Here is an 11,779-nt window from a genome sequence, read left to right as displayed (position 1 = left end):
GGCGTTGCATACTCCCGGTCATTCGCCGGGGTCGAGTTGTCTGTATCTGCCCGAGGCGGGTCAGTTGTTCTCGGGGGACACGTTGTTCTCCGGTGGGCCAGGGGCGACGGGGCGGTCGTATTCGGATTTCCCGACGATCATCGGCTCGATTCGGGATCGGTTGTTCGCGTTGCCCGCCGAGACCCGGGTCAACACCGGGCACGGAGACGGAACGAGTATCGGGGACGAGTCCCCGCACCTCGAGGAATGGATCGCCCGCGGGAACTGACACCGACGACACTGCCGTAGCTCGCCTGCCGCGTTCGAGGTAGGTGGAATGAGACAGTGGTGGGGACGCCGAAGCGCTCGCTGCGGCGTCCCCACGAACTCGAAGAGGACTTCACGTGAGCCGCGCCGCACAGACCCGCCTGACCATCGCTGCCACGTCGGCGGCGATCGGAGCATTCGTGCTGGTGGGGTGCAGCTCCACCGTCACCGGAACAGCCGAGCCCACCGCCGGTGGCACCACCGCATCGCAGCCCGGCACGGACCTGAACACACTGCTCATCGACCCGGCGAGCTTCCCGGCCCCGTACGACGCGTTGGTGCTGCCGCAGCAGGCCATCTCGCAGGCCGCTCCCGATCTCAGCGGAATACCGGCCGGCGCCGAGGTCAGCCCGGCAGGGTGCAAACCAGCGGACCAGGACTTCGGCCCGACCGGTACGGCGATGATCGTCGGCACCGACAACGACAGTCGATCCACGATCTCCATCGAACTGACCGCTGTCGACCAGCCGCTCTCGGCGCGCAAAGAGCAACTCGAACAGTGCGGCGAAGTGACCGCAACCAAGTCCGGTGCCACCTCCACGGTCACGTCCACGCTGACACCCGCACCGCCGATAGACGCTGACGACACACTCGCCGTCCGACAGACCGTCTCGTCGGGCACCGGCGGGGATGCCGTCACCCAGTCGATGTTGACCCTGATGGCGCAGGTCGACGGCGTGCGGATCTCGGCGACATTCATGTCCTTCGGGTCCGCCACACCCGATGCGATGACGCTGGACGAGCTGTTCACGGCCGCGGTGCAAAAGGTGAACCAGAGCTGACGTTCTCCCGCCGGAGTGGCGGCCTCTCTAGCAGAGCGGACCGACACGGTCCGCTCGGCGGAGGCGGGTGGACGCCGTTTCATCCACAGAGAGTCCGGCATGCACAGGGTGCTGCTCGGCCCCTGGTCGAGCCGGGAAGGCACCACGGAGCCTCGTAAGACTTCGAGGCATGTACACACCGACGAACTCCCACGACCCCTTCTCCGGTCGACACCGCGTACGGATCGGTGACGCGAGCGAACTGTTGGCCGCGATCCCGGCGATGCTCGGCTTCGATCCCCATCGATCGATGGTGCTGATCGCGCTCGAGGACGGCGGCACCAGCATCGGCCCGACGATGCGGCACGACCTCGTGCTGGCCGGCGAACACACCGATCGACGTGCGGGTAGCGACACTCGCGCCACGCCGGACATGCTCGACGTCATCGACTACCTGGCGGGCTACTGCGCATTCGAGAACATCGTCTCGGTGATCGCTGTGTTCGTCGACGACAGACTCGGCCGCAACGAGCGAACGCACTACACACTCGACGTTCAGGATCTGGTGAACGAGCTCGAGGTCACCCTCCCGACGTTCGGTGTGCGGCTCGAAGCCGCCTTCGCAACCTCGGCCATTGCCGATGCCGCGCACTGGTGGTCGCTACAGGGACCACGGCAGCACGGTCGTATAGCCGATCCGACGGCATCGCCGCTGACGGTGGCCAGAGTGCTGGACGGCTATCCGGTGCGACGCTCGAGAGACGAGCTCGCCGAATTCATCGCACCCGGCCCGGTCGAGACGGTGCAGGCAGTCGCCGCCGAGATGGCAAAGTTTCGGCGCAGCGGTGCACTGTCGCTGACCGACCACCTGACAGCGGTGTTGTCCTACCTCGCGCGGTCTCCCTACGACTCCGAGCTCGAGACCACCGACTTCGCGCGGGTCGCCGTCGCGATCGGGCATGTGCAGGTCCGGGACGCGGTGCTGGCACTGACTCTCGGTGAGGATGCAGATATCGTCGAGGAATTCTGGGCGCACCTCGTCCGTGTGGTTCCGAACCGCGAAAGAGCAATAGCAGCAACACTTCTCGCGTTCAGCGCCTACGTGCGAGGAGACGGGCCGATGGCCCGAATCGCGATCGATGCGGCCCTGAAGGCAGACAGCTCCCACAGTTTGGCGTCGCTGTTGGACCGGTCGCTCGGTGTCGGTGCCAGTCCTGCCCTGGTTCGCGAAGTCGCCGAGAGTGGGTTCGCCTGTGCGCGAGCCTGTGGCATTCGGCTACCGGGCGACCCGTTCGGTCGGCGCTGATCTGGAGTCTGCTCAGCGAGCCGCGTGAGAACGGTCGCCGAGCTGCTGCAGAAAGTCCCACGCATCGGACACGATGCGATCGAGATCGGTCAACTCCGGCGTCCAATGCAGTTCCTCGACGGCACGGGCGCTCGATGCGATCAGCACGGCCGGATCACCGAGCCTGCGAGGCGCATGTTCGACGGCAATGGGCAGTCCGGTGACGCGCTTGCACGACGAGATGACCTCGTCGACGGAGAATCCCGTTCCGCTGCCGAGGTTGTAGATGGAGTGCCGACCGGGTTGGGCGGCATCGACGGCGAGGATGTGCGCTTCGGCGAGATCGGCGACGTGGATGTAATCGCGGACGGCTGTGCCGTCGGGAGTGGGCCAGTCCGTGCCGAACACCGAGATCTTCTCTCGCTGACCGAGGGCGACCTGTAATACGAGGGGGATGAGATGGGTCTCGACGACGCGGTTCTCACCGAAACCCTTGTACGCGCCGGCCACGTTGAAGTACCTCAGACTGGTAGCGGCGAGACCGTAGGCCGCTGCGTACGAGGTGATGGCGTGGTCGATCGCGAGTTTCGTCGCACCGTACGGGTTGGTGGGACGTGTGGGGTCGTCCTCGGTGATGGGAGTCTTCTCGGGCTCGCCGTAGGTGGCCGCGGTGGAGGAGAACACCAACTTGGGGGTGCCGGAGGACCGGATCGCGTCCAGAAGAGCCAGGGACGTCACTACGTTCCCACTCCAGTACTTGTCCGGCGACACAACCGACTCGCCCACCAACGACTGCGCTGCGAAATGCAGAACTGCATCGAAGTCGCCGCCCGTCAATACTTCCGCCGCGACGTCTTTGATGTCACCCTCGACGAAAGTGACCCCGGCGGGAACGGCATCCCGATTACCGGTGGACAGGTTGTCCACGACGACGACCTCATGGCCGCGTTCGTCGAGTACCGCCGCGCACACACTGCCGACGTACCCTGCACCACCGGTAACGAGAAGCTTCACTGTTCGATCTCCCTCACACGCGGCAGAGGCCGTCCGTGGGAAGAGATCAGACCTTCTTCACCTGAACGGCATGCGCCATTTCGTCGGATATGTCGACACCACTGTGTCCTGGCACCGTGATCGTCACCGACCCGGGCTTGGCTTCGACTGTAACCCGGGCGTCGGGAACCACGCCCGCCTCGCGTAGCTGAGCGATGACCTCGGGGTCGGACTGAACGTGCTCGGCCAAGCGGCGAACGACGACCGCCGTAGGCTCGCCGAGCGGGACGTCGGTGAGACGAATGAGAGCCTCCGGTGCCAGTGTCGTCTGACCCAGACCCAGCTCCGCCAGACCAGGGATCGGATTACCGTAGGGCGAGGTCGTCGGGTTGTTCAGCACGGTGACCAACCGGCGCTCGACCTCCTCGCTCATCACGTGTTCCCAACGGCACGCCTCGGCGTGCACATCTTCCCAGCGCAGTCCGATGATGTCGACGAGCAGACGCTCCGCGAGACGGTGCTTGCGCATGACCGCGACGGCCAGGCTGCGGCCCTTCTCGGTCAGCTCCAGATGCCGGTCGCCGGCGACGGACAGAAGACCGTCGCGCTCCATTCGGGCGACGGTCTGACTGACGGTGGGACCACTCTGCTCCAGCCGCTCGGCGATCCGCGCGCGGAGCGGGATGACGCCTTCTTCTTCCAAATCGTAGATCGTCCGGAGGTACATCTCCGTGGTGTCGACCAGATCCTTCACACTCAACCCCTTCGTCGGGTTCGATCCTACCGTCAGCGGCTCTGAATCGGCGCTGCACCCGATGGCGGCGGGCGCGGCGCATCACAACCCCGGAAGCCGCTCGCCGTGGCGCGTCACAACCGGGTACCGAAGACAACACCGGAACCCGGCAACACCATCCCGCGCGGCAACGTAGTTTTGTCCGTATGTCTGATCAGGCGACACGCGCCGCCGTATCCATTCCGAACCGTCCCGAGGACATCGTCGTGTGGAGTGCGGACTATCTCGGTTACCGGTGGAGCGACGACCATCCGATGAACCCGACGCGGCTCGATCTGACGATGGCCCTCGCCACCGATCTCGGTGTGTTGGCGGGCGTGGAGCTCGTCGAACCGTCGGCGGCACCGGACTCGGAGCTGCTGCGTTTCCATACCAGCGCGTACATCGAGGCCGTCAAGCGCGCGCCGTCGCAGGGTCCGGCCCTGCGAGACCCCGACGACGTCGTCCACGGTCTCGGTTCCGACGACAACCCGGTGTTCGAGCACATGCACGAAGCCAGCGCGATGCTGACCGGCGGCTCCTTGGCGGCCGCGCGTGAGATCGCGTCGGGGCGGGCCAGGAGAGCCGTGAGCATCGGTGGTGGAATGCACCACGCGATGGCCGATTGGGCCTCGGGCTTCTGCGTCTACAACGACGCCGCCATCGCGATCTCGTGGTTGCTGGACAACGGGTTCGATCGCATCGCCTACATCGACGTCGACGCACACCACGGCGACGGCGTCCAAGCAGCGTTTCTCGGTGATCCTCGGGTTCTGACGGTTTCGTTGCATCAGCACCCGGCAACACTGTGGCCGAACACCGGATGGTCGACGGAGGTAGGAACCGAACGCGGCGAGGGTTCCTCGATCAACGTCCCGCTGCTGCCCGGTACCGCGGATCGACTCTGGCTGCGTGCATTCCATGCGATCGTTCCGGGCGCCATCGGAGCGTTCCGGCCGCAGATCATCGTCAGTCAGTGCGGCGTCGACAGTCACCGCGAGGATCCGCTCGCAGACCTCGCGCTCACCGTCGACGGGCAGAATGCGGCCTTCCTGGCGATGCGCGACCTTGCGGACCGATACTCGGAGGGTCGGTGGTTGGCCGTCGGGGGAGGCGGGTACGGCCTCGTCCGGGTGGTTCCACGGGCCTGGACTTATCTGATCGCCGCTGCCCTCGGCCGCGACATCGATCCGATGGCACCCCTACCCGACACCTGGCGCGAGCGAGTGAGAACCATGGCACCGAGCGTGGATCTGCCCCAGACCATGGGCGACGGTGGGGATGTCGACTATCCCGCCTGGGACGGTCCCGGCGGATCGTTGGCCGGAACGGACGGCACCGACCGGGCACTCGAACGTGTCGACTCGGCCATCATTGCCACTCGTCGAGCAGTGTTTCCGCTGCTCGGACTCGATCCGGAGGACCCGCGTGACTGATTCCACCGGCACCGAATCGGCCGCTGAACAGGCCGCCGCGACAGACGAGAAGAGCAGCAAGGAACTGGCGCGAGAGCGCGCGGAAACAGAGTTTCCGCGGCACTGGGTCGCCGACGTTCTGACGTCGGACGGCGGCGTCGTGCACCTGCGGCCCATCGTGCCCTCGGACTCCGAGGCCATCGTGGCTTTTCACGGACGACTGTCGGAGCGCACCAGATACCTTAGGTACTTCGGCCCCTATCCGACGATGCCGCAGCGGGACGTTCTGAACTTCACCACTGTCGACCATCACGACCGTGTGGCCTTCGTTGCAGTACTGGGCGACGACATCATCGCGGTCGGCCGGTACGAGCGGCTACCCGAGGGCGACGGCAACTCGGCCGAGGTTGCATTCGTCGTCGCCGACGCCCACCAGGGCCGCGGACTCGGACCCATCCTGCTCGAGCACCTCGCGGGTGCGGCCGCCGAGAACGGCGTCAACATGTTCGTCGCCGAGGTGTTGGCCGAGAACCGCAACATGGTCACCGTGTTCCGGGAGGCCGGATATCAGGTGAGCCGTTCCTTCGAGGGCGGCGTCCTGCGGCTGGAATTCGCCATCGATCCGAGCGAGGCGTTGCTGTCGGTGCGGAACTCTCGCGAGCGCGCAGCCGAGGCCCGTAGCGTTCGCAACGTACTCAGCCCTCGATCGGTCGCCGTCATCGGCGCATCGACCGACAGCTCCAAGGTGGGCAACGCGGTGCTGGCGAACTTGCTCGCCGGTAACTTCACGGGCCCGGTGTACCCCGTCAACGCCGACCACCGCTCGGTGCGCGGTGTGCGTGCGTACGCCACGGTGCACGACATCCCGGACCCGGTCGACCTTGCTATCGCGGCGGTTCCGGCCGATGCCATCGACGCGGTGCTCGACGACTGCCTGGACAAAGGTGTCAAAGCACTGCTCGTGGTGTCGGGTGGATTCGGCGAGACCGGGCCTGCGGGGCAGGAGAGCGAGCGCAGGCTGGTGCTCGCCGCCCGTGCCCACGGGATGCGATTGATCGGGCCCAACGCGCTCGGCGTCGCGAACACCGACCCTGAGTTCGGGTTGAACGCCACATTGGCACCGCATCTGCCGACCCCGGGCAACGTCGGCTTCTTCTGCCAGTCCGGCGCACTCGGCATCGCAATTCTCGACGAGGCAGCCAATCGCCGACTGGGTCTGTCGACGTTCGTCTCTGCCGGCAACCGAGCGGACGTCTCGGGCAACGACCTGTTGCAGTACTGGGACTCCGACCCGGCGACCGAGGTGATTCTGCTGTACCTGGAGAGCTTCGGAAATCCCCGCAAATTCACCCGAATCGCTCGACGGGTCGCGCGCAGCAAGCCGATCATCGCGGTCAAGAGCGGCCGCGGAGCCGTACCACCCGCACACGCCATCGGTGCCGACATCGACGATTCCATCGTCCGAGCGTTGTTCGCCCAAGCCGGAGTGATCCAGGTCGACACCATCTCCGAACTGTTCGACTGCGCAGTACTGTTCGGCAACCAACCCTTGCCGGCCGGCCCGCGTGTGGCCGTCGTGGGCAACTCCACGGCCCTGGGAGTCCTGGCCGTCGACGCCGCTCGCGCCAAAGGCTTGCATGCCGATATCCCGACCGACGTCGGACCGCAGGCCGGTCCCGAGGATTTTGCCGCGGCCGTCTCGTCGGCACTGGCCGCCTCCGACATCGATGCAGTGATCGTCGTGTTCGTGCCCCCGGTCGCGGTCGAGGTCGAACCGTTCGCGACTGCGCTGGGCAATGCGGTCCGGGGATCCGACAAGCCGGTGCTGTCGACATTCCTTGCCACCGAAGGTATCCCGGATGTGTTGGCTGTACGCGGGCCCGGCGGGCACCCGGTTCGGGGCTCGGTTCCGTCGTATTCGAGCCCCGAACGAGCCGTGGCGGCACTCGCCGCCGCGTGGCGGTATTCGTCCTGGCGCTCGCGGCCGGTGTCGAATCTGGTTCGGCCCAAGAGCATCGACGGCGATCGCGCCAAGCAGCTGGTCCGGGATTGGCGTTCGGCAGGGGGCCAAGGGCGCTGGCTGTCGGATTTCGAGACTGCCGAACTGTTGGCCTGTTACGGCCTCGACGTCGTGGCGTTCCGCGCCGTCACCGACGAGAACGAGGCCGTCGCGGCGGCCGACGAACTGGGGTACCCGGTTGCCGTGAAGGCGACAGGGAAGCGGTGGCGGCACCGGCCCGATCTGGGCGGTGTCCGCTTGGACGTCGCCGACGCCTCGGCAGTCCGTGTGGCATACCGCAACCTGGCGGCCGAATCCGGAGAGCCGCTACTGCACGTCCAGCGCATGGCAGTCAAGGGAATCGGCTGCGTGGTGCGGGTTCAGGACGACCCGTCGTTCGGATCGCTCATCTCGTTCGGTCTGGCCGGAGTGATCTCGGATCTGTTGGGCGACCGTGCCTACCGTGTGCTGCCGTTGACCGAGGACGAAGCGGCACAGTTGATCGACGCGCCGAAGGCTGCTCCGCTGCTGTCGGGCTACCGAAACGCCGTGCCGGTCAACAAGAGTGCGCTGATCGACCTCGTCCAGCGCATATCTGCGCTGGCCGAGGACATTCCCGACATCCGTGAGATTTCTTGCGAACCGGTGCTGGCATCCGCCGACGGCGCATACATCACCGATGCGCGAGTACGAATCGGGCCCGAACCGACGAAGGCAGACCTCGGTCCCCGACGATTGCGTTGACGAGGACTGTGTCGCCGAAAACGAGAGAAGCGGCGACCGAGCCGACGTCCCGAGGGGAAAAGAACGTCGGTTCGGCCACCGCGTCGGATGGCGCGAACGGGAGTGGTCACCGTCGCTCCACCGGTCGGAGAACCGGAATCAGCTGGCGTACGAACGCAACTTCTCGGCGCGGTCACCCTGGCGAAGCTTGACCATCACCTCGCGCTCGATCTGACGCACGCGCTCGCGAGACAGTCCGAAGAGCTTGCCGATCTGATCGAGGGTGCGCGGCTGGCCGTCGTCCAAGCCGTAGCGCAGACGAATGACCTGCTGCTCACGTTCGTCGAGGGTGCCGAGCACGACGCGAACGTCGCTGTGCAGCAGCCCGGCGATGACGGCGTTCTCGGCGGACGTGGCTTCCGAGTCCTCGATGAAGTCACCCAGCGGCGCTTCCTCGTCGCTACCCACCGGCATGTCGAGGCTGACCGGATCCCGGCTGTGGTCGAGCAGATCCGCAATCTTCTCCACTGCGATGCCCGATTCACTCGACAGCTCTTCGTCGGTTGCCTCGCGTCCGAGCTGCTGATGCAGCTCCCGCTTGATCCGGGCGAGTTTGTTGACCTGCTCGACGAGGTGGACAGGGAGCCGAATCGTTCGGCTCTGATCTGCCATGCCGCGAGTGATGGCCTGACGGATCCACCACGTTGCGTAGGTCGAGAACTTGAAGCCCTTCGCGTAGTCGAACTTTTCCATGGCGCGAATCAGGCCCAGGTTGCCCTCCTGGATCAGGTCGAGCAACGGCATTCCGCGACCGGTGTAGCGCTTGGCGAGCGAGACGACCAACCGGAGGTTTGCTTCGAGCAGATGGCTGCGCGCCGCGCTTCCGTCCCGCACGATGATGGCCAGGTTGCGCTTCTTGACTGCGCTCAACCGTTTCGTGTTCTCGAGAACCTGCTTGGCGTACAGACCTGCCTCGATCCTCTTGGCCAGGTCGACCTCTTCTTCAGCCGTCAGCAACGCGGTGCGGCCGATGCCGTTGAGGTACACGCGAACGAGATCGGCTGCTGGGCTCTGGGCGTCCAGATCGGCATCGGTGGGCCGCGGACGAATCGTGGTGCTGGGGCTGGTCATGACTTGCCTCCTGGTCGGTGGTGTCTCACAGGTTCAACGCTCGGGACGCTCCGATAAGTTCCCACGCCGATCCTTGTGATACCCGCCTGACCAGGGAATACGGCGGGTCCGTCCTGAGAAGTTGCTGAGAACGTTCGCAGCGGGAACGGCAGCGCAGCCCCAGGTCCGTTCAGCGAGCCGGCAACACGAGTCCGTGCCGCACCAGACCCTGCATCAGCGTCACCGCATGCCCCGCCAGTTCGTCGGCATCCTCACCGTGCGCGGCGGCGAGCAGCTCGACCAGTTCGCCCACCGCGAGCCCATCCGGACGCAGGCCCGCCAGAAGCGCGGCACCGAGCTCGTCGACGTCGTGCTGCCACTGTGGTCCGTTTCCCCGGTGTACACGGATCGCCACCGGAGCCCAGCCCTCGTCGCCGGGAAGAAACACCCGTTCGAGCGCGGTGTTGGGGTCGAGAGTCAGTACCGAGTCGAGAATGTCGTTGTCACGGAGCCACTCGAGCCGAGAGAAATACTCGAGCGACTCGTTCCCGATCGGGTCGGAGAACCCGTGCGTCAACTCCTCGGCCAGCAGATCCGTCGGAGAGTCCGTCTTGCGTAGATAGACGAACCCGAAACCGACGCCCTCGACACCCGCGGCGGCGAAATGATCGAGCCAGGACTGGGCCACCGCGGCCGCATCGGGGTCGCGCGGGTCCAAACCGCCGTCGCGCATCCAGGTGCCCACATACAGAGCGGGGTCTGCCACGTCACGCTCGACCACCCAGGCGTCGACGCCGTGGGCGGGAAGCCAGGAGGCCACTCTCGTACGCCAGTCCTCGCCCTCGAGGTGCACCCACGACGCGAGGATGGCAGCAGTCCCACCGAGGGTGAGGTGCTCGGGTGCCTGGGCGATCATCAATGCGCTCGCACCGTCGAGGTCGAGGCCGGAATCTCGGTACGAGTGCAGTACTTCGGCTCGTCCCACGACGAACGGGGGATTGGCGACGATCCGATCGAACGTACGTCCGGCCACCGGCTCGAACCACGAACCGTGCAGCAATTCGACGTCGAGACCGTTGAGGGCCGTCGTCGCTGCCGCCAGATCCATCGAACGCGGGCTGATGTCGGTCGCGGTGACCGTCGTTGCGTAGTCGCACGCGTGGACGGCTTGGACGCCGCATCCGGTTCCGACGTCGAGGACGGTGTCCACTGGCGAGGTCGGTGTACCGCGCAACAACGACAGCGACGCCTGGCCGACGCCGAGCACATGATCGGTGGCCGTGTCGGCGACGCGCATGCTGCCGTCGGGATCGGAGACGATCCACCGGGTTCCGTGCCCGGCGTCGAGGGGCCGGATGTCGAGCAGGGTGCGCACCGTGGATCCGGTACGAGTGAGAATGCCGGCCGAGATGGCTTCGGAGACGGTCAGCGGTGCGAGAGCGGCCGCGACCTCGTCCTCGGGGCAGTCGTCGACCAGCAGGAACAATCGCACCAGGACACCCAGATCTCCGCCGCCGAGGCTCGCATTGCGGACCGGTACCGGTTCGCTGCGTCCCAGTGCGGCGTGGGCGTCGGAGCCCAGCAACCTCAGGACGCCGTCGGCGTCGTAACCCGCGCGATCGAAGGCTTCACGGAGGGCAGCGGCGGCAGCGACCAGTGGGGACGGAGAAATCTGTGCGTTCACCCAGCAAGTGTCGCACCGCCTGTCGGCTTCCTGTCAGTCCTCGCCGGCTTCGATCACGCGGTGATTGCTCGATTCGATGGCCGGACTGTCGATGGTCCGGTAGTCGTACCGGCTCATTTCGTCCTTGGTACGCGGCGGCCGATCGTTCGCGATCAACACCGCCATCCATGGGAGCGGAATGGACAGACCGACGATCGCCATGGATATCCATGGGTTCATCCACATTCCGTATGCCAGTGCAGCGAGCACCAAGGCCGGTATGCGGAAGGACATGATGAACATGTACTTGCGGACACGCGCTTTGTGCTGCTCTTCCACCGACTGTTGCGCCTCGGTGATCAGGACGGGCCCATCCGGCGAGTCGCTGTACGCGCTTCCGTCGAACCCTGGGGTTCTCGTCATACCTCCACTGTGGCACTACCGCTCACAGATTGCATACGACGAGCTGTGCGACCGGTTCGAACACAGTGTGGCGACGGATTAATCTGTGTTCATGAGCACTCAGACGAAGGACCGTCCCGACATCGCTCCGGACGAAACCACCGACGATGACCGGCCGAAATTCTTCCATTACGTCAAGAAGAACAAGATCGCCGAAAGCGCCGTCATGGGTACCCATGTGGTAGCGCTGTGCGGCGAGGTGTTTCCGGTCACCAAGTCTGCAAAACCGGGCTCACCGGTGTGCCCGGACTGCAAGAAGGTCTACGAGGGCCTCAAGAAGGGCGAGTGAC

General features: G+C 65.7%; 11 protein-coding genes. 6 read left to right on the top strand and 5 right to left on the bottom strand.

What is annotated here, in order from left to right:
• From CH268_RS18010 to CH268_RS18000, 3 genes are all read left to right on the top strand, one after another.
• Positions 1-268 (top strand): MBL fold metallo-hydrolase (locus CH268_RS18010; protein WP_141215057.1); only part of this gene is annotated, 268 nt, incomplete at its 5' end.
• A 145-nt stretch (positions 269-413) separates the two neighbouring features.
• On the top strand, positions 414-1,088 hold the full coding sequence (locus CH268_RS18005; protein ID WP_371129016.1) for a DUF5642 family protein: 675 nt from the start codon (positions 414-416) through the stop codon (positions 1,086-1,088).
• A gap of 169 nt (positions 1,089-1,257) precedes the next feature.
• Entirely contained in the window at positions 1,258-2,373 is a 1,116-nt protein-coding gene (locus CH268_RS18000; protein WP_045841790.1) for a DUF4192 domain-containing protein, read from the top strand.
• A 12-nt stretch (positions 2,374-2,385) separates the two neighbouring features.
• Here the strand turns inward: CH268_RS18000 and galE are convergent, their stop codons facing one another.
• The gene (galE, locus tag CH268_RS17995; RefSeq protein ID WP_027496874.1) at positions 2,386-3,366 is read right to left on the bottom strand and encodes a UDP-glucose 4-epimerase GalE; all 981 of its coding nucleotides are present in this window, start codon (positions 3,364-3,366) and stop codon (positions 2,386-2,388) included.
• Positions 3,367-3,412: 46 nt separating this feature from the next.
• Positions 3,413-4,099, bottom strand: a complete 687-nt coding sequence (locus tag CH268_RS17990) for a metal-dependent transcriptional regulator (protein ID WP_027496875.1) — start codon at positions 4,097-4,099, stop codon at positions 3,413-3,415.
• 185 nt (positions 4,100-4,284) lie between these two features.
• Between CH268_RS17990 and CH268_RS17985 the strand changes: the two genes are divergently transcribed.
• Positions 4,285-5,553, top strand: coding sequence for an acetoin utilization protein AcuC (locus CH268_RS17985; protein ID WP_048318380.1), 1,269 nt, complete (start codon positions 4,285-4,287; stop codon positions 5,551-5,553).
• 64 nt (positions 5,554-5,617) lie between these two features.
• Positions 5,618-8,275, top strand: a complete 2,658-nt coding sequence (locus tag CH268_RS17980) for a bifunctional acetate--CoA ligase family protein/GNAT family N-acetyltransferase (RefSeq protein WP_027496877.1) — start codon at positions 5,618-5,620, stop codon at positions 8,273-8,275.
• Between the two features lie 138 nt (positions 8,276-8,413).
• Here the strand turns inward: CH268_RS17980 and CH268_RS17975 are convergent, their stop codons facing one another.
• From CH268_RS17975 to CH268_RS17965, 3 genes are all read right to left on the bottom strand, one after another.
• On the bottom strand, positions 8,414-9,385 hold the full coding sequence (locus CH268_RS17975) for a sigma-70 family RNA polymerase sigma factor (RefSeq protein WP_027496878.1): 972 nt from the start codon (positions 9,383-9,385) through the stop codon (positions 8,414-8,416).
• 169 nt (positions 9,386-9,554) lie between these two features.
• Positions 9,555-11,036, bottom strand: a complete 1,482-nt coding sequence (locus tag CH268_RS17970) for a N5-glutamine methyltransferase family protein (RefSeq protein ID WP_094665404.1) — start codon at positions 11,034-11,036, stop codon at positions 9,555-9,557.
• A 45-nt stretch (positions 11,037-11,081) separates the two neighbouring features.
• Positions 11,082-11,450 (bottom strand): DUF3099 domain-containing protein, encoded by a 369-nt coding sequence (locus tag CH268_RS17965; RefSeq protein WP_027496880.1) that lies wholly within the window; start codon positions 11,448-11,450, stop codon positions 11,082-11,084.
• A gap of 91 nt (positions 11,451-11,541) precedes the next feature.
• Between CH268_RS17965 and CH268_RS17960 the strand changes: the two genes are divergently transcribed.
• Complete coding sequence (locus tag CH268_RS17960) at positions 11,542-11,778, top strand: DUF3039 domain-containing protein (RefSeq protein ID WP_027496881.1); 237 nt, start codon at positions 11,542-11,544, stop codon at positions 11,776-11,778.
• Position 11,779: the final 1 nt, after the last annotated feature.

This window comes from Rhodococcus sp. 06-1460-1B (genome assembly GCF_002258475.1).
GTDB lineage: Bacteria > Actinomycetota > Actinomycetes > Mycobacteriales > Mycobacteriaceae > Rhodococcoides > Rhodococcoides fascians.
Note: the sequence above shows the minus strand (reverse complement) of the source record. Positions and strands in the feature narration are given on the sequence as shown.